Genomic DNA, 18,660 nt, shown 5'->3' on the forward strand with positions numbered 1-18,660 from the left:
CCAGGCCCTGATCGCACTCGCCCGGCGCAAGGTCAACGTCCTCTACGCCATCCTGCGTGACCGTCGGCCCTTCGAAGCCCGGCCAACTCTTCGTCTCGTGGCTTGACTTCAGCATTAGGCAGCGGCCCTGTCCGCCTCGTACCCGGCGGCGATCGTGTCGTAGTCCGGGAAGCGGCCGGCGATGGTCGAGCCGGTGAAGTTGCCGATCCAGCCGTCCTCCTCGTGGAAGAAGCGGATCGCGGTGAACGACGGCTTCGTGCCCATGTCGAACCAGTGGGTGGTGCCGCGCGGCACGCCCAGCAGGTCGCCCTTCTCGCAGAAGACCGCGTGCACCTCGCCGTTCACGTGCAGATAGAAGATGCCGGAGCCGGAGACGAAGAAACGGACCTCGTCATCGTCGTCGTGGGTGTGCTCCTGGAGGAACTTCGCGCGGGCGGCCTTCGCCTTCACCGGGTACTCGGGGTCGTCGCTCGGGTGCAGACCGAGGACGTCGACCGTGGTGAAGCCCTCCTCCTCGTTCAGCTTCTCGATCTCCGTGCCGTACGCGGCGAACACGGTCTCGCTGTCGGCGTCGGACGGCACGTCCTCGCGGATCGGCCACTGCTCGTAGCGCACGCCCAGCGGCTCGAGGGCCTCGGCGATCTCGACAGGGTCCGAGGTGCGGCGGACCAGGGTCTCCGGGCCGGACTCGGACCAGGTCGTCAGCAGCGTCATGGGAGCAACTCCAGGAATCTGGGAGGAGAGGCGGGGTTGGCCGAAGAGTAACTCCCGATGGCGTGTACACCGACTGTGACGTGGTTGTTGTCTCGTATGCCGAGATTTGGTGTCCATTCCTTTGACTGCTGGCTGAAAACGTTCTCATGATCTGCGTATGAAGACGCTGCTGCTCGTGCGGCGGCTGTACGTGGACCTGCTCCGGTCGACCACGACCAGCTGTCGCTGACCCCTCCCGGAGCCCTGACGCGCCCCGCTTTCCGGGGTGTCTGTGTCGTTCGCGTGACGGCTTGTTCCCGTCCCTTGCTCCGGGCCCCTTCAGCTGAAACTCCCCTCTTGCACCACCTCGTACCTGGAGCCCCGTCATGTCCCGTGTCCGACTGCCCCTTGCCGTGCTCTCGCTGGCCTCCGTCTCGGCCCTCGCCCTCTCCGGCTGCTCGCAGTCCTCCGACGCCTCGAAGGACACGGGTGACACGGCCGCCTCCGCCTCCGCCGCCACCGGAAAGAAGCCCGCGCCCTTCGGCGAGGGCACGGTCAAGGTGGCCCTGGTCCGGCAGAGCGGCGCGGGCGACTACTTCGAGCAGTGGGGCAACGGCGCGAAGGCGCAGGCCAAGGCCCTCGGCATCGACCTGACCGTGTACGACGCCCAGGCCGACAACGCCAAGCAGGCCACCGACCTGTCCTCGGCGATCAACTCCGGCGCCAAGGCGATCATCATCGACCACGGCTTCCCGGCGACCATCCAGCCCGAGATCGACAAGGCCGTGAAGAAGGGCATCAAGGTCGTCGTCTACGACGTCGACACCGCCACCAAGGGCGTCGTCTCCACCGAGCAGGACGACGCGAGCATGGCCAAGGCCGTCCTCGACGTGATGGCCAAGGAGGTCGGCAAGGACGCCAAGGTCGGCTACGTCAACGTCGCCGGCTACGCCGCCCTCGACAAGCGCGACACCGTCTGGAAGTCCACGGTGACGTCCGAGGGCTGGAAGCAGCAGTTCAAGGTCGGCAAGGTCACCGACTCCACGGCCACCGACAACGTTCCCCTGGTCTCCGCCGCCCTCACCCAGCACTCCGACGTGGCCGGCGTCTTCGCGCCCTACGACGAGCTCGCCAAGGGCACCGTCCTCGCCGTGCAGAACAAGAAGCTCCAGGACAAGGTGAAGGTCTTCGGCGCGGACGTCTCCAACGCCGACATCCAGCAGATGACCGCCGCCGACAGCCCCTGGGTCGCCACGGCCGGCACCGATCCCTCCGCGGTCGGCGCCGCCGTCGTCCGCACCACCGCGCTGGAGCTGGCCGGACAGCTGAACAAGACCTCCGTGCAGTTCCCGGCCGTGGCCATCACCCAGGACTTCCTGCGCGAGAAGAAGATCGCCAACATGGACCAGCTGCGGGAGGCGCTGCCCGCGCTGAACCTCTCGCAGGTCTCGACCGCCGACTGGATCTCGAATGTCGCCCACTGAGACGGTGCCGGCAGTGGGTCTCACCGACGTCAGCATGGCGTTCGGCGGGAAGACGGTCCTCTCCGCCGTCACGCTCGACATCGCCCCGGGCAGCGTGGTCGCGCTGCTCGGCGCGAACGGCGCCGGCAAGTCCACGCTGATCAAGATCCTCTCGGGCGTCCACACCGACCACGGGGGAGAGGTACGGGTCGACGGCTCCCCGGTGACCCTCAACTCCCCCCTCGCTGCCCGCCAGCTGGGCATCCAGACGGTCCATCAGCGGATCGGCGAGGGCATCGTGCCCGGCCTCACGGTCGCCGAGAACCTGGTGTTCGAGGAACTCGCCCAGCAGCGCGGCAACCCCTTCCTGCGGGGCCGCCGCACCCTGGCCCGCGCCCGCGAGATCCAGGCCGCCCTCGGCCTCGACTGGAGCGATGCCGTCCTCAAGCGGGACGTCACCGAACTCGGCATCTCCGACCGGCAGTTGCTGATCCTGGCCCGCGCCCTGGCGACCCGCCCCCGGCTGCTCGTCCTCGACGAGCCGACCTCCGCGCTCTCCGCCGCCGAGGCGCAGCGGCTCTTCGCGCTCGTCGAGCGGATGCGCGCGGACGGCATCGCCGTGCTGTACGTCTCGCACCGCCTCGGCGAGATCGACGCCCTCGCCGACCGGCTGGTCGTCCTGCGGGACGGACTGCTCACCGAGGACCAGGCCAGGCCCTTCGACTGGGACGCCGCCCTGCGCGCGATGCTCGCCCAGGCCCAGGAGGCGACCACCGCCCGCCCGGTCCGGGAGGGCGAGCGGGGCGAGACCGCCCTGTCCCTGCGCGGGGTCCGCCTCTTCGACGGCAGGGCGCCGCTCGATCTCGACCTGCGCACCGGCGAGGTCACCGGCGTCGTCGGACTGCTGGGCGCCGGCAAGACCGAACTGGCCCGCGGCCTCTTCGGCGCCGAACCCTTCACCGAGGGCACCGTCGAACTCGACGGCAAGCCCTACGCCCCCCGCCGCCCCGCCGACGCGATCCGGGCCGGCGTCCACCTCGTCCCCGAGGACCGGCACGCCGACGCCCTCGTCCCCGGCTGGTCGGTCGCGCGGAACGTCTCGCTGCCCTTCCTGAAGTCCCTGTCCAGGGCGGGAGTGGTGAACAGCTCCCGCGAGGACGCTCTCGGCCGCGACACCATCGCTGCCCTCGGGGTCGTCGCCCGCGACGAGCACAGCACCGTCGAGGAGCTGTCCGGCGGCAACCAGCAGAAGGTCGTCGTCGGCCGCTGGCTCGCCGAGACCCCGCGGGTCCTCATCCTGGACGAGCCGTTCCGAGGCGTGGACATCGGCGCCCGTCGGGACATCGGCCGCCGGGCCCGCGCGCTCTCCGCCGAGGGCGCGGCCGTCCTCGTCCTGTCCGCCGACGTCGACGAGGTCCTCGAGATCGCCGACCGGGTCGTCGTCCTCGCGGCCGGCGAGATCCACCTCGACGCGTACGGCGAGGACGCGGAACGCGACCGCGTCATCCAGACCATCTCGGCGTCCGTCTGACGCCCCCGCCGACCCTCGCCGAAGGAAGCAGCACCCCCATGACCACCACCCAGAGCACCGAGGCCGTGGCGAAGGCGGCGGTCCCGCCCACGGCCTCCATCGCCGTCCGCGCCCAGAACGCCGTCATCAAGTACGGCTTCATCCTCGTCACGGTCGCGCTCTTCCTGTACTTCGCGCTGAGCGAGGGCTCCTTCCGCGAGTCGGCGACCCTGCTCGACACCCTGCGGTACGTCTCGGTCGCCGCCATCCTCGGCCTCGGCGTCACCCTCACCATGGCCGTCGGCGGAATGGACATGTCCGTCGGCGCGGTCGCCGGCCTCGGTGTCTCCGTCGCCGCCCAGACGATGGTCGTCTTCAACCAGGTCGGCACGGTCGCGATCCTCGCGGTGCTGGCGGCGGGCGCCCTGGCCGGACTCCTCAACGCACTCCTCATCGTCGTCCTGAAGATCCCCGACATGCTGGCCACGCTCGGCACCATGTTCGTGATCCAGGGCAGCAAGCTCATCCTGGTCGACGGCCAGTCGATCACCCCGGGCATGACCATGTCCGACGGATCGACCGCGCCCGGCAGGTTCACCGCCGGCTTCCTGAAGATCGACCGCGGCACGGTCCTCGGTATCCCGATCTCCGTGCTGATCTTCGGCGCGCTCACCGTCGCCGCCTGGGTCTTCCTCGCCCGCACCCGCTGGGGCCGGATCCTGTACGCCATCGGCGCCAACCCCGAGGCCTCCCGCCTTGCCGGCATCCGTGTCGGCGCCTACCGCGCGCTCGCCTACGTCATCTCCGGCGTCCTCGCCTCCGTCGGCGGCCTGATCCTGGCCTCCCGCATCGGCCAGGGCGACGTCTCGGCCGGCACCTCCCAGCTCCTGGAGGCGGTCGCGGTCGCCCTCGTCGGCACCTCCGTCCTCGGCCGGGGGCGCCCCAACGTCTGGGGCACCGCCCTCGGCGCGGTCCTCATCGGCATCATCACCACCGGCCTGACCATCAAGGGCCTGCCGTACTACACCCAGGACGTCGTCGAGGGCGCGGTTCTCATCCTCGCCCTGGTCTTCAGCTTCACCCTGTCCAAGCGCCGCACCGCATAAGGGAGTTCACCGACCATGGGCTACCGCATCCTGGAGACCGACGACATCCCGGCCTACCTGCGCGAGCGGGGCCACTGGGAGAACGTTGACGACATCACCGTCCGCGAGGTGTCCGACGGCAACATCAACCGCGTCTTCCTCGCCTCGAACGCGGATGGCACCCGCGGCCTCGCCCTCAAGCAGGCCCTGCCCTGGGTCCGCGTCGCCGGACCCTCCTGGCCGCTCAGCCCCGACCGCGCCGACGCCGAGGCCCGCGCCTACGAGCAGGTCGCCAAGGTCGCCCCGGACAAGATCCCCGCGATCCACGGCTACGACCCCGAGCACCACGCCCTCGTCATGGAGGACCTCTCCGACCTGGAGGTCCTGCGCACCGCCCTGAACGAGGGCGCCGCCTACGGCCCGCACACCTCCGCCCGCATCGGCGAGTTCGTCGCCCAGCTCTCCTTCGCCACCAGCGACTTCGGCATGACCTCGGCCGATCGCAAGGCCCTCCTCGCCGTCTCCGTCAACCCGGAACTCTGCGAGATCACCGAGGACGTCGTCCTCTCCGAGCCCTACATCGAGCACGAGCACAACCACTGGCTTCCCGAACTGGACGACCTGGCCGCCGGGTTCCGCGCCGACACCCGGCTGCGCACCGAGGTCGCCGACCTCCGCCACACCTTCATGACCGCGGCCCAGGCCCTCCTCCACGGCGACCTGCACACCGGCAGCATCATGGTCGGCACCCGCGACGGCGCCCCGGTGGTGCGGGTCTTCGACCCCGAGTTCTCCTTCGTCGGCCCCGTGGGCTACGACCTCGGCCTGTACTGGGCCAACGCGCTGGCCTCGGAGGAGCGGGCACGGGCCCTCGGCACCCTCTCCGACCACGCCGACCAGCTCCGTCTGTCCTGGGAGGCGTTCGAGTCGGAGTTCCGCCGGCTCTGGCCCACCCGCGTCGACACCTTCTTCGACGACACCTACCTCGACCGCTTCCTGCGCCGCGTCTGGACGGAGTCCCTCGGCTACGCCGGCACCGAACTCGTCCGCCGCGTCATCGGCTTCGCCCACCTCACCGACCTCACGACCCTGCCCGACCCGGCGCCGGCCTCCCGGCGGGCACTGCTCCTGGGCCGCGAACTGATCGTGCGGCGCGCGGAGTTGACGGACGTGGAGGCCGTACGGGCGCTCGTGGAGTCGTAGGCCGCTGTCACTCCGACCCGAACGACCCGAACGACCCGACCGACGCGGATGACTCGAACCAGTTGTTGCCGTCCGCCCAGTGCTTCACCCATCCGGCGAAACCCGCGCCGAAGGGGAGCGCGCCCTCCCCTGTGACCAGCCATATCCGGCCCCGGTGCGGGCCGGTGACGACCAGGTGCCAGTCCATGCCGCAGCCCTCCGTGCCCAGCACCAGCGAGCCGTCGTGGACCACCTGGCCGATGACCGCGTCCGGGTCCTCGTAGGGCCCGTCGTCCTCCTCCCACACCCACCCCTCCGTGAGCGGGAACGGCCTGCCCAGGTGCTGTTCGGCCGCACTCTCGACCAGCCCCACCAGCCCGTACTCCGGCGGCCCCTGCGACGGCCCGCCCGACACCTCCGCCACGAACGTCCGGTACGGCTCCGGCAGCACCACCCCGTGCTTGGCCTCGAACGCGCGCACCGCCTCCCAGCCCAGCGCCGACGCACCGCCGTCGTCGTCCACGGCGAACGCCTCGCGCAGGGCGGCCGGCTCAGCCGGGTCCGCCTGATCGGTGGTCATGCGTCCATGGAAGCACCCGGCACTGACAACGGGGCATGGGCCGCGTCCCCGCCCGCCGCCTCGCCCGCGAGATACGTCTGCAGCCGCACATGACGGAACTCGTAGTAGGCCCCCGACTGCCGCAGCACACCGCGCCGATGGGCGTCGTCCAGGAAGGCCATCAGACGCCACGGCAGCCGCCCGGTCGCCGCGAGCCAGACCCGGGCGACGGTGAAGCGCCCCCACGCGCTCAGCGAGATCGCCGCCGCGCCCAGCGGCAGCCACAACTGGGTGCCGATGTGCGACAGCCCGCCCAGGTCGCCGGGCAGTGCCACCACCGGCACGCACACCAACGCCACGAGCAGCGCCACGACGGCGCCCCGGGTGAAGGACGCCGTCCGGTCGGTGCGCAGCGAGGACTGGGGACCGGTGGCCCGCATGATGTCCGACGGCACACTCAGCGCCCGGTACACCCCGGACACGCACCCTCCGACCACGCCGATCAGCACCCCGGCGGCCAGGAACGGCGGCAGACAGCGCCCCACGATTCCCGACACGGGCGCCTCGGTCAGCCAGGCGCGGGCCGCCTCCGGCAGCACGGACCGCAGGTTCGCCGCGTAGGCCAGTGTCGTCCGGCCCCCGGACGTGCCCAGGCGTACGGCCACCGCGCCGTCCCGGGACTCGAACACCGTGCGCCGGGACACGAATCCGACACAGCGGCGGTCGTGCAGCAGCGGCATCGAGCAGTCGGGCGGTCTCGCCCCCTCGGGGTAGGCGACCGGCCGCGCCCGTCGGCCGGGGAACAGCAGCACGCCCCGCACCGGCAGCCCGGTGACCGCCGTTCTGACCCCGTGCCGTTGGGCGAAGCGCCAGCCGTCGAGCTCCCGGCCCGACAGATCGGTCGTGGCACCGGACTTGAGGACGGTCACGCCGGACGCGGCGAACCCCGCCGCCGTGCACGAGGTGACCCCGATCAGCAGGGCGGCGGCGGTGCCCCGGACCGCGCCCGTCGCGAAGCGCCCCGCGACCCGTCCGGCGCGCGGCGGCGCCCCGCCGGCCTCCTCGGCCCGCCGGCCGCCGCTCACCAGCAGGGCCACCCCCGCCCCCGCACCGGTGATGCCCATCAGCAGGGTCCAGGGGTCGCCGGACCGGCCCAGCAGCGCGCTGCCCGCCGCCCCGGTCCCGGCCAGCAGCAGTGCCGTGCCGCAGACCCGGGCCGCCACCCGACCCGCCGCACCGCTCCAGGGCAGTCCGAGCGGCGCCGGCCGCCGGGGCAGCCCCGCGATGCCGAAGAACAGGGTGAAGAGCAGGGAGAAGAGACAGCCGCCGAGCAGATCGGGCAGCCAGCCGTCGGTCACCCCGCCGAACCGGAAGCCGAAGCGCAGGTCGTCGGCGGCGGCGAAGCCCGCCCACAGCACGGTGCTCACCGTCACCGTCACCACCGTCTGCCGGGCCCCCAGACGCCGGTCCGGCCGCCCGCCGCCCGCCGGCAGCAGGTACATCACCCCGAAGGCGAACCCCAGCGTCTGCCCCACCAGCGTGGCGACCAGGGAGAGGGCGTCCTCCACGCCCGACAGGTCCCGCACGGCACGCGCCAGGGCGACGGGCAGCAGCAGCGCGGACAGCACCGTCAGCGACACCAGCCCCGGCGCGTACATCCGCAGGGCGCGCGGCAGCAGCGCCTCCAGTTCCCACCACGCCAGCCGGCGGGTGCCGCGCCGGTGCAACTCGCCCGCCAGCAGGGTCAGCCGGCGCACCGCGTCCGCCGTCGCCCGTGGCCCGGCATCCGTGAACGCGGCGGGCACGAACGCGCCCAGCAGGTGTTCCTCGACGGCGTCGACCGTCGGGAAGCGCACGGGATCCAGCAGCTCCGACGGGTCCCGCGAGGTGTCGCTGTAGACCGCGCGGGCCAGCGCCACCATCAGCGGGGTGGCGAGCGCCCCCGTCAGCGGATGCCCGGGGCGGTCCACGAGTTCCCGCAGCACCGGTGTCCAGACCGTGCCGGGCTCGCCGTCGGCCGGGTGCAGGGGCCGTGCCGTGCGCTCCAGATGGGCCGCCGCCTGCGGAAGGTCGAGCGGGAGGAGCCGGACCACCTCGGCGGCGGTGAGGACGTCGCCCTCCGCCACGGCGCTCGCCCACGCGTCGGTGCGGCTGGTCAGCAGCAGCGGCAGATCGTCGTCGAGTTCTGCGTTGATGACCCGTACGGCCTCCCCGTAGGAGTGCCGGGCCAGTTCGTCGAAGCCGTCCAGGACCGGCTCGACCAGCCCGGCGTCGAGCAGCGCGCGGGCCAGCGTGTGCCGGTCGTCGGCCGGCCCGGCCAGCGGGTGGTAGTCGGCGGCCAGCCGCTGCGCCAGCCAGTCGCGCAGCCCGCAGCCGCGCGGATCCCAGCCCGCCAGCGGGAAGATCACCGGCACCGGCCCGCCCGGCTGCCGTGCGGCCAGCCGGTCGAGCACGAACCGCACCGCCAGCACGCTCTTGCCCGAACCCGGGCCGCCGAGCACCACCAGACGCCGTCCGGACCTCGCGGCGAACCATCCGGCGACATCCTCGATCCGGCAGTCGCGGGGCGCGGGCAGCAGGGGCCGCCGGACGTTCTGCGGGTGGTCGGCGAGCCGTTCGTCGGCGGCCTTCCAGCGCACATCGAGCGGTACCGGGTCCCGCAGCCGCCGCAACCGGGCCTCGGCCGCCCACTCCTCCCGTACGGCCTCGGCCAGCCCGTCGGCGGCCCGCCGGCGTTCCCGGTCGGGCGAGTGCGGGACGGAGCCGGCGTCCCCGCGCAGTACGTCGGCCACCAGCGCCACGACCGACACGAACGCGCCGATCGCCGAGACCAGCACGCCCGCGGTGGCGGTGTTGTCCCACGAGAACCGCAGTACGCCGGCCAGGACCACGAGCGCCGCCGCGCACACGGCGTATCCCAGACGCCGCCGCACCCGGGGGCTGTGCCGTCCGCCTTGCATAGGAACGCTCCGCCGTGTCGCTGTGCCCAGGTCACCCGTTCTATCGGCCGAAACAGTGACAAACCTGCTGTTCGACATACGTATGGGGGAGCGCGCGGGGGTCTTCGTGGGGGCGTATCGAAGCAAACGCGCGCGTAGGGGGCGGCTCCCCCGACGGGAGCCGCCCCCTGCGCAAGGCGCGACTACTTCTTGTCGAGCAGGTCCTGGACCTTCGCGCGGACGTCGTCCGTGGCCAGCCCGCGGATCGTCAGTGTCGTACGGCGGCGCAGCACGTCGTCCGCCGTCTCGGCCCACTCGTTGTCGCGGGCGTAGACGACCTGCGCCCAGATCTCCGGGGCGTCGGGGTGCACGCGCTCGCGCAACTCGGGGTTGTCGTTGGCCAGCCGGGCGATGTCGAAGGCCAGCGAGCCGTAGTGGGTGGCCAGGTGCTTGGCGGTGTCGGCGGCCATCCGCGGACCGGGCGCCGGGTTGTCGACCAGCAGCCGGTGCGCGACCGCGCGCGGGTTGGCGACACCGGGCAGCGGCAGCTTCTTCGGCAGCGAGGAGACCGGCTCGAAGTCGTCGCCCAGCGGGTGGCCCGGCAGCGCCTCCAGCTTCTGCATGACCGTACGGCCGATGTGGCGGAAGGTGGTCCACTTGCCGCCGGCGACGGACAGCATGCCGCCCCGGCCCTCCGTCACCACGGTCTCGCGCTTGGCCTTCGCCGTGTCACCGGGACCGCCCGGCAGCACGCGCAGCCCCGCGAACGCGTAAGTGATGAGGTCACGGGAGAGCTGCTGGTCACGGACGGAGAACGCGGCCTCGTCGAGGATCTGCGCCGTGTCCTTCTCGGTGACGGCGACGTCCGCCGGGTCGCCCTCGAACTCCTCGTCGGTGGTGCCGAGGAGCAGCATGTCCTCCCAGGGCAGGGCGAAGGTGATCCGGTACTTGTCGATGGGGGTGGCCAGGGCGGCCTTCCACGGCGAGGTCCGCTTCAGGACCAGGTGCGCGCCCTTCGACAGCCGTATCGACGGCGCCGCGTTCGGGTCCTCCAGCTTCCGCAGGTGGTCGACCCACGGGCCGGTCGCGTTCAGGACGAGACGGGCGTCGACGCCGAACTCCTCGCCGGAGACACGGTCCCTCAGGTCCGCGCCGGTGACCCGGCCGCGGGTGAAGCGCAGACCGGTGACCTCGGCGTGGTTGAGGACGACCGCGCCCGACTCGACGGCGGCGCGGACCGTCATCAGCGCCATCCGCGCGTCGTTCATCTGGTCGTCGCCGTACACGGCCACGGCCTTGAGGTTCTGGGTGCGCAGTTCGGGCACGTCCTGCGCGGCCTTCGCAGGCGACAGCAGATGCCCGACGCCGTCGCCGAAGGCCGACAGCGCGGAGTAGGCGAACACGCCCGCCCCGAGCTTCGCCGCGCCGTGCGGCCCGCCCTTGTACACGGGGAGGTAGAAGGTGAGCGGGTTCGCCAGGTGGGGGGCCACCTGGCGGGAGACCGCACGACGCTCGAAGTGGTTCTCCGCGACCAGCTTCACCGCGCCGGTCTGCAGATAGCGCAGACCGCCGTGGAGGAGCTTGGAGGAGGCGGAGGAGGTGGCGCCGGCGAAGTCGCCGGCGTCGACCAGGGCCACCCTGAGGCCGGACTGCGCGGCGTGCCAGGCGGTGGAGATGCCCAGGATGCCGCCGCCGATCACGAGAAGGTCGTACGACGCCTTGGAAAGCTGCTCCCGGGTCTCGGCGCGGCTCGGGAGCGAGCCGGAGGCCGGGTGCGTACCGAGGGCAGGCACGGACTGCAGGGTGGACTGACTGGTCATGTCGGGTTCTTACTCCTCATCAGAGCTGTGAGCTTCGGGGGGCGCTCGTCAGCTCTCGTCCTCGAGCCAGCCCATGGTCCGCTCGACGGCCTTGAGCCAGCTCTTGTACTCACGGTCGCGGGCGTCCGCGTCCATGCGGGGGGTCCACTCGGCGGCCCGCCGCCAGTTGGCGCGCAGGTCGTCGGTGCTGGTCCAGAAGCCGACGGCGAGACCGGCGGCGTAGGCGGCGCCGAGGCAGGTGGTCTCGGCGACCATCGGACGCACCACGGGGGCGTCCAGGAAGTCCGAGAGCGTCTGCATCAGCAGGTTGTTGGAGGTCATGCCGCCGTCGACCTTGAGGGCCGAGAGCTCGACGCCCGAGTCCTTGGTCATGGCGTCCGTGATCTCACGGGTCTGCCAGGCGGTGGCCTCCAGCACGGCGCGCGCGAGGTGCGCCTTGGTGACGTACCGGGTGAGGCCGGCGATCACACCGCGGGCGTCGGAGCGCCAGTACGGGGCGAACAGACCGGAGAAGGCCGGCACGAAGTAGGCGCCGCCGTTGTCCTCGACCGAGAGCGCGAGGGTCTCGATCTCGGCGGCGGTGGAGATCAGGCCCATCTGATCGCGCATCCACTGCACCAGCGAACCGGTGACGGCGATCGAGCCCTCCAGGGCGTAGACCGGCTTGTCGTCGCCGATCCGGTAGCCGACGGTGGTCAGCAGGCCCGAGTAGGAGTTGATGATCTTCTCACCGGTGTTCATCAGCATGAACGTGCCGGTGCCGTAGGTGGACTTGGCCTCGCCCTCGGCGAAACAGGTCTGGCCGAACAGGGCCGCCTGCTGGTCGCCGAGCGCGGAGGCGACCGGGATGCCGCCGAGCAGCTCGCCGAGACGGCCGCCGGTGACCTCGCCGTAGATCTCGGCGGAGGAGCGGATCTCGGGCAGCATCGACAGCGGGACGCCGATGGACTCGGCGATCTTCTCGTCCCACTCCAGGGTGTGCAGGTTCATCAGCATGGTGCGGGAGGCGTTGGTGACGTCGGTGTAGTGCTTGCCGCCGTCGACACCGCCCGTCAGGTTCCAGATGACCCAGCTGTCCATGGTGCCGAAGAGGATGTCGCCCGCCTCGGCGCGCTCGCGCAGGCCCTCGACGTTGTCGAGCAGCCAGCGGGCCTTGGGGCCGGCGAAGTAGGAGGCCAGCGGCAGTCCGGTCTCTCGGCGGAAGCGGTCCTGGCCGACGTTGCGGCCGAGTTCACGGCAGAGGGCGTCGGTGCGGGTGTCCTGCCAGACGATGGCGTTGTGGACGGGCTGACCGGTGTTCCTGTCCCAGAGGAGCGTGGTCTCGCGCTGGTTGGTGATGCCGATGGCCTTGATGTCGTCGCGGGTGATCCCGGCCTTCTCGATGGCTCCGGCGACGACCTCCTCGACGTTGGTCCAGATCTCGTTGGCGTCGTGCTCGACCCAGCCCGGCTTGGGGAAGATCTGCTCGTGTTCCTTCTGGTCGACGGAGACGATCCGGCCGTCGCGGTCGAAGACGATGCAGCGGGAGGAGGTGGTGCCCTGGTCGATGGCTGCGATGAAGGGGCCGGCCGTGTGGGCGTCGGTCACTGTGTGCTCCTGGAGTTCCGTGGGTGGGCGCTGGCTGTTACGGCGCTGGTGGCTCTGCGTGAGGCTGGTGCGTTCCGCGGTGCGGCCGGTTGCACTCAAGCAAAAGCGACGTTGTAGATGCCCGCAGCGATGGCGCCGCCGATCAGCGGACCGACCACCGGGATCCAGGCGTAGCTCCAGTCGGAGCCACCCTTGTTGGGCAGGGGCAGGAGGGCGTGCACGATGCGCGGACCGAGGTCACGGGCCGGGTTGATCGCGTAACCGGTCGGCCCGCCGAGGGACAGACCGATGGAGACGACCACGAGCGCGGTGATCAGGGCGCCCAGGTTTCCGAGGCCGTTGCCCTTGTCGTTGAGGCCCTGGGTGAGGATGGCGAGGACGAGGACGACGGTGCCGATGATCTCCGTGGCGAGGTTCTGCCAGGCGACCCGGACCTCCGGGCCGGTGGAGAAGATGCCGAGAACCGGGCCCGCGCCCTTCTCCTGCGCCTCGACCGCCTTGGCGGCGGTGGCCTGCGCACCGGGACCGCCGACGATCTCCCGGTCGGTGAGGTGCGCCTGGAACTGGCCGTAGTAGGCGACCCAGACCAGGGTCGCGCCGATCATGGCGCCGAGCAGCTGGCCGCCCCAGTAGACCGGGACGTTGCTCCAGTCGTCGTCCTTGATCGCGAGGGCGAGCGTCACGGCCGGGTTGAGGTGGGCCCCGGACAGTGGCGCCGAGGTGTAGACGGCCGTGAGCACGGCGAAGCCCCACCCGAAGGTGATGGCGAGCCACCCGGCGTTGCGGGCCTTGGAGGCCTTCAGCGTGACGGCGGCACAGACACCGCCGCCGAGCAGGATGAGTATGGCGGTACCTATGGTCTCGCCGATGAAGATGTCGGAGCTGGACACCCGCGACTCCTTTGTCCTTCGTCCAGGGAAGCCGTTCTCCCCGGGTCCCTCCGGGGGTCTGGCGCGCCCTCGGGGGTGAGAGCGATATCGATCCTGGCCTTGTCACACTCTAGCGCGTATTGCCGGTAGGTGTTCGACAATGCCGACCGATGGACGGGAGTCTTGCTCCGGGGTTACGTGTGCGTCAAGAGTTCGGTTGTCGAAAACGCGATCGTTACGGATCGCTGCGGAGAATGTCCTGGTGGACGCGTTCCTGCGGGCATGCCGGAGACCGGGACGCCGTACGGCGCCCCGGTCGGCTCGGGTTGCTCAGAACCGCCCGGCGCCCAGGTCCCGCGACACCGCGCGGGCGCAGTCCCGCACCGCCGCGATCAGGTCGGGGCGCAGCTCGCCGTCCCGCGCCAGCCGCTCCACCGCGCCGGTGATGCCGACCGCCCCCACCGGCATGCGCCGCCGGTCGTGGATGGGCGCGGCGATCGAGGCGACACCCTCCCAGGTCTCCTCGACGTCGGCCGCGTACCCACGCGCGCGTGTGACGTCGAGGATGTGCTCGAAGTCGGCCGCCTCGAACACCGTGCGGTCCGTGAAGGGCTTGCGGTCCGCCTCCAGTGCCTCGCTGTGCGCGACCGGGTCGTAGGCCGACAGCACCTTGCCCAGAGCCGTGGAGTGCAGCGGCTGCATGGCCCCGATCTCCAGCACCTGCCGGCTGTCGTCGGGCCGGAAGACGTGGTGCACGATCAGCACGCCCTGCTGGTGCAGCACGCCCAGATGGACGCTCTCACCGCTGGAGCGCGCCAGGTCGTCCGTCCACACCAGGGCACGCGCGCGCAGCTCGTGCACGTCCAGGTAGGTGGTGCCCAGGCGCAGCAGCTCCGCACCCAGCTGGTAGCGACCCGAGGGTTCGTCCTGCTCGACGAAGCCCTCGTGCTGGAGGGTGCGCAGGATCCCGTGCGCGGTGCCCTTGGCCAGGCCCAGCGACGAGGCGATGTCCGACAGGCCCAGCCGCCGCTCGCCGCCCGAGAGCAGCCGCAGCATCGCGGCCGCCCGTTCGACCGACTGGATGTTCCGTGCCATCGCCGTCCCGCCTCCGTCCCCTTCGACCGTCAACGAGCGGTGTGCGCCACCGTCGTTCGGCAATGTCGAACACTACCGGTCCATGCCGACCTCCCGCCAATGGTCGGTCGACACCTGTTACGTCTCCCGTCGCCCGGGAGTGACGCCGTGGCAGTGTGCCCGTGGCCGCCGCCTGCGGGCCGAAACCTCGTCCGTCCCGTGGACGCCCTGACCATAAAGCCCCCGTCCCGGCTACCCTGACGGCGTGCGTACTCCTCGGGAAGCCGTTCGGCACGCATCCTGAGGCAGACGCAAAGCCGACAGCCGTCGCATCCGAGGGAGCCCTTTCATGGCCTCTGTGCCGCCGACCCCTTCCGCCGACAGCCGGACCCGTGTGTCCGAGCTCCGCCAGGCCCTGGCCACCCGTGTGGTGGTCGCCGACGGGGCCATGGGCACCATGCTCCAGGCCCAGGAGCCCACCCTCGAGGACTTCGAGAACCTCGAGGGCTGCAACGAGATCCTCAACGTCACCCGCCCGGACATCGTCCGTTCGGTCCACGAGGAGTACTTCGACGCGGGCGTGGACTGCGTCGAGACCAACACGTTCGGCGCAAACCACTCCGCCATGGGCGAGTACGACATCGCCGACCGCGTCTTCGAGCTGTCGGAGGCCGGCGCCCGCATCGCCCGCGAGACCGCCGACACTTTCGGAGCCCGCGACGGACGGCAGCGGTGGGTGCTCGGCTCCATCGGCCCTGGCACCAAGCTGCCCACTCTCGGCCACATCGGCTACGGCACGCTGCGCGACGGCTTCCAGGCCAATGCCGAGGGCCTGCTCGCCGGCGGCGCCGACGCCCTGATCGTGGAGACCACCCAGGATCTCCTGCAGACGAAGTCGTCGATCCTGGGCGCACGGCGCGCCATGGAGGCGACCGGCACCGAGGTGCCCCTGCTGGTGTCCCTGGCCTTCGAGACGACCGGCACCATGCTGCTGGGTTCGGAGATCGGCGCCGCGCTGACCGCGCTGGAGCCCCTGGGCGTCGACATGATCGGCCTGAACTGTTCGACCGGCCCCGCCGAGATGAGCGAGCACCTGCGCTATCTCGCCCGGCACTCGCGCACCCCTCTGCTGTGCATGCCGAACGCCGGACTGCCGATCCTCACCAAGGACGGCGCCCACTTCCCGCTCGACCCGGAGGGCCTGGCCGACGCCCAGGAGACCTTCGTACGCGACTACGGGCTGAACCTCATCGGCGGCTGCTGCGGCACCACCCCCGAGCATCTGCGGCAGCTCGTGGAGCGCCTGCGCGGGGCCGAGCCCGTCGAGCGCAGCCCCGAGCCCGAACCGGGCGCCGCCTCCCTCTACCAGACCGTCCCCTTCCGCCAGGACACCTCCTACCTGGCGATCGGCGAGCGAACCAACGCCAACGGCTCCAAGAAGTTCCGCGAGGCCATGCTGGAGGCCCGCTGGGACGACTGCGTGGAGATGGCCCGCGACCAGATCCGCGAGGGTGCGCACCTGCTGGACCTGTGCGTGGACTACGTCGGCCGCGACGGCGTCGCCGACATGGAGGAACTGGCCGGCCGCTTCGCCACCGCCTCCACCCTGCCGATCGTCCTGGACTCCACCGAGGTCGAGGTCATCCGGGCCGGCCTGGAGAAGCTCGGCGGCCGTGCGGTGATCAACTCCGTGAACTACGAGGACGGCGACGGCCCCGAGTCCCGCTTCGCCAAGGTCACCCGGCTGGCCCAGGAGCACGGCGCCGCGCTGATCGCCCTCACCATCGACGAGGAGGGACAGGCCCGCACCCCCGAGAAGAAGGTCGAGATCGCCGAACGGCTCATCGACGACCTCACCGGGAACTGGGGCATCCGCGAGGAGGACATCCTCATCGACACCCTGACCTTCACCATCTGCACCGGTCAGGAGGAGTCCCGGGGCGACGGCGTCGCCACCATCGAGGCCATCCGCGAGCTCAAGCGCCGCCACCCCGACGTGCAGACCACCCTCGGCCTGTCCAACATCTCCTTCGGCCTCAACCCGGCCGCCCGGATCCTGCTGAACTCAGTCTTCCTCGACGAGTGCGTCAAGGCGGGCCTGGACTCCGCCATCGTCCACGCCTCGAAGATCCTGCCGATCGCCCGCTTCAGCGAGGAGGAGGTGAAGACCGCCCTCGACCTCATCCACGACCGGCGCTCCGAGGGCTACGACCCCCTCCAGAAGCTGATGGCCCTCTTCGAGGGCGCCACGACGAAGTCCCTCAAGGCCGGCAGGGCCGAGGAACTCGCCGCGCTGCCCCTGGACGAGCGCCTCAAGCGCCGCATCATCGACGGCGAGAAGAACGGCCTCGAAAGGGACCTGGACGAGGCCCTCCAGGACCGCCCGGCGCTCGACATCGTCAACGAGACCCTCCTGGACGGCATGAAGGTCGTCGGTGAACTGTTCGGTTCCGGCCAGATGCAGCTGCCGTTCGTCCTGCAGTCCGCCGAGGTCATGAAGACGGCCGTCGCCCACCTCGAACCGCACATGGAGAAGTCCGACACCGAGGGCAAGGGCACCATCGTCCTCGCGACCGTGCGCGGCGACGTCCACGACATCGGCAAGAACCTCGTCGACATCATCCTGTCCAACAACGGCTACAACGTCGTCAACCTCGGCATCAAGCAGCCGGTCTCCGCGATCCTCGACGCCGCCGAGGAGCACCGCGCCGACGTCATCGGCATGTCCGGGCTCCTGGTCAAGTCCACGGTGATCATGAAGGAGAACCTGCAGGAGCTCAACCAGCGCGGCCTCGCCGCCGACTACCCGGTCATCCTCGGCGGCGCCGCCCTCACGCGCGCGTACGTCGAGCAGGACCTGCACGAGGTCTACGAGGGCGAGGTCCGCTACGCCCGCGACGCCTTCGAGGGGCTGCGCCTGATGGACGCCCTCATCGGCGTCAAGCGGGGCGTGCCCGGCGCCAAACTGCCCGAGCTGAAGCAGCGTCGGGTCCGGGCGGCCGCCGCGACCGCGGAGGTCGAGGAGCGCCCGGCGGAGGGCAACGTCCGCTCCGACGTCGCCATCGACAACCCCGTCCCCGAGCCGCCGTTCTGGGGCACCCGCGTCATCAAGGGCATCCAGCTCAAGGAGTACGCGACCTGGCTGGACGAGGGCGCCCTGTTCAAGGGCCAGTGGGGCCTGAAGCAGGCCCGCACCGGCGACGGGCCGACGTACGAGGAACTCGTCGAGACCGAGGGCCGCCCGCGTCTGCGCGGCCTGCTGGACAAACTCCAGACCGAGAACCTGCTCGAAGCCGCCGTGGTCTACGGCTACTTCCCCTGTGTGTCCAAGGACGACGACCTGATCCTCCTGGACGAGCACGGCAACGAGCGCACCCGCTTCACCTTCCCGCGCCAGCGCCGCGGCCGTCGGCTGTGCCTGGCGGACTTCTTCCGCCCGCAGGAGTCGGGCGAGACCGACGTCGTCGGCCTTCAGGTCGTCACCGTCGGCTCCCGCATCGGCGAGGAGACCGCGAAGCTGTTCGCCTCCGACTCCTACCGTGACTACCTCGAACTGCACGGTCTGTCCGTGCAGTTGGCGGAGGCGCTCGCCGAGTACTGGCACGCACGCGTGCGCTCCGAACTCGGCTTCGCCGGCGAGGACCCCGCGGACGTCGAGGACATGTTCGCCCTGAAGTACCGGGGCGCCCGCTTCTCCCTCGGTTACGGCGCCTGTCCCAACCTCGAGGACCGTGCCAAGATCGCCGAACTGCTGCAGCCCGAGCGGATCGGCGTCCAGCTGTCCGAGGAGTTCCAGCTCCACCCCGAGCAGTCCACGGACGCCATCGTCATCCACCACCCCGAGGCGAAGTACTTCAACGCACGGTGACCCGCGCGCGG

General features: G+C 71.1%; 12 protein-coding genes. 5 read left to right on the forward strand and 7 right to left on the reverse strand.

What is annotated here, in order from left to right:
* Positions 1 to 114 precede the first annotated feature (114 nt).
* Complete coding sequence (locus tag ACFPIH_RS40885) at positions 115 to 714, reverse strand: 1,2-dihydroxy-3-keto-5-methylthiopentene dioxygenase (RefSeq protein WP_381177878.1); 600 nt, start codon at positions 712 to 714, stop codon at positions 115 to 117.
* A 365-nt stretch (positions 715 to 1,079) separates the two neighbouring features.
* Here ACFPIH_RS40885 and ACFPIH_RS40890 point away from each other — a divergent pair, with 365 nt between their 5' ends.
* From ACFPIH_RS40890 to mtnK, 4 genes are read left to right on the forward strand one after another with little or no spacing between them, the layout of a single operon-like run.
* A complete protein-coding gene (locus tag ACFPIH_RS40890; RefSeq protein ID WP_381177875.1) occupies positions 1,080 to 2,177 on the forward strand; it encodes a substrate-binding domain-containing protein in 1,098 nt (365 codons plus the stop codon).
* Positions 2,164 to 3,687, forward strand: coding sequence for a sugar ABC transporter ATP-binding protein (locus ACFPIH_RS40895; protein ID WP_381177872.1), 1,524 nt, complete (start codon positions 2,164 to 2,166; stop codon positions 3,685 to 3,687). Before ACFPIH_RS40890 ends, ACFPIH_RS40895 begins: the two co-directional genes overlap by 14 nt.
* A gap of 38 nt (positions 3,688 to 3,725) precedes the next feature.
* A complete protein-coding gene (locus ACFPIH_RS40900; protein WP_381177869.1) occupies positions 3,726 to 4,772 on the forward strand; it encodes an ABC transporter permease in 1,047 nt (348 codons plus the stop codon).
* Between the two features lie 15 nt (positions 4,773 to 4,787).
* Positions 4,788 to 5,954 carry an S-methyl-5-thioribose kinase gene (mtnK, locus tag ACFPIH_RS40905; RefSeq protein WP_381177866.1) on the forward strand — a complete coding sequence of 389 codons (1,167 nt, stop codon included), beginning with the start codon at positions 4,788 to 4,790 and terminating at the stop codon, positions 5,952 to 5,954.
* A 7-nt stretch (positions 5,955 to 5,961) separates the two neighbouring features.
* Here mtnK and ACFPIH_RS40910 read toward each other — a convergent pair whose 3' ends face one another.
* From ACFPIH_RS40910 to ACFPIH_RS40935, 6 genes are all read right to left on the reverse strand, one after another.
* Positions 5,962 to 6,513 (reverse strand): SMI1/KNR4 family protein, encoded by a 552-nt coding sequence (locus tag ACFPIH_RS40910; protein WP_381177858.1) that lies wholly within the window; start codon positions 6,511 to 6,513, stop codon positions 5,962 to 5,964.
* Entirely contained in the window at positions 6,510 to 9,452 is a 2,943-nt protein-coding gene (locus ACFPIH_RS40915; protein ID WP_381177855.1) for an NACHT domain-containing protein, read from the reverse strand. Before ACFPIH_RS40915 ends, ACFPIH_RS40910 begins: the two co-directional genes overlap by 4 nt.
* A 182-nt stretch (positions 9,453 to 9,634) precedes the next feature.
* Positions 9,635 to 11,251, reverse strand: coding sequence for a glycerol-3-phosphate dehydrogenase/oxidase (locus tag ACFPIH_RS40920; RefSeq protein WP_381177853.1), 1,617 nt, complete (start codon positions 11,249 to 11,251; stop codon positions 9,635 to 9,637).
* 48 nt (positions 11,252 to 11,299) lie between these two features.
* Entirely contained in the window at positions 11,300 to 12,838 is a 1,539-nt protein-coding gene (gene glpK, locus ACFPIH_RS40925; RefSeq protein WP_381177850.1) for a glycerol kinase GlpK, read from the reverse strand.
* A 95-nt stretch (positions 12,839 to 12,933) separates the two neighbouring features.
* Entirely contained in the window at positions 12,934 to 13,728 is a 795-nt protein-coding gene (locus tag ACFPIH_RS40930) for an MIP/aquaporin family protein (RefSeq protein WP_381177847.1), read from the reverse strand.
* A gap of 309 nt (positions 13,729 to 14,037) precedes the next feature.
* Positions 14,038 to 14,802 carry an IclR family transcriptional regulator gene (locus tag ACFPIH_RS40935; RefSeq protein WP_381177844.1) on the reverse strand — a complete coding sequence of 255 codons (765 nt, stop codon included), beginning with the start codon at positions 14,800 to 14,802 and terminating at the stop codon, positions 14,038 to 14,040.
* 328 nt (positions 14,803 to 15,130) lie between these two features.
* Here ACFPIH_RS40935 and metH point away from each other — a divergent pair, with 328 nt between their 5' ends.
* On the forward strand, positions 15,131 to 18,649 hold the full coding sequence (gene metH, locus ACFPIH_RS40940; protein WP_381177841.1) for a methionine synthase: 3,519 nt from the start codon (positions 15,131 to 15,133) through the stop codon (positions 18,647 to 18,649).
* Positions 18,650 to 18,660: the final 11 nt, after the last annotated feature.

The sequence above is a fragment of the Streptomyces vulcanius genome (assembly GCF_042653945.1).
In the GTDB taxonomy this organism is placed as follows: Bacteria; Actinomycetota; Actinomycetes; order Streptomycetales; family Streptomycetaceae; genus Streptomyces; species Streptomyces mangrovi.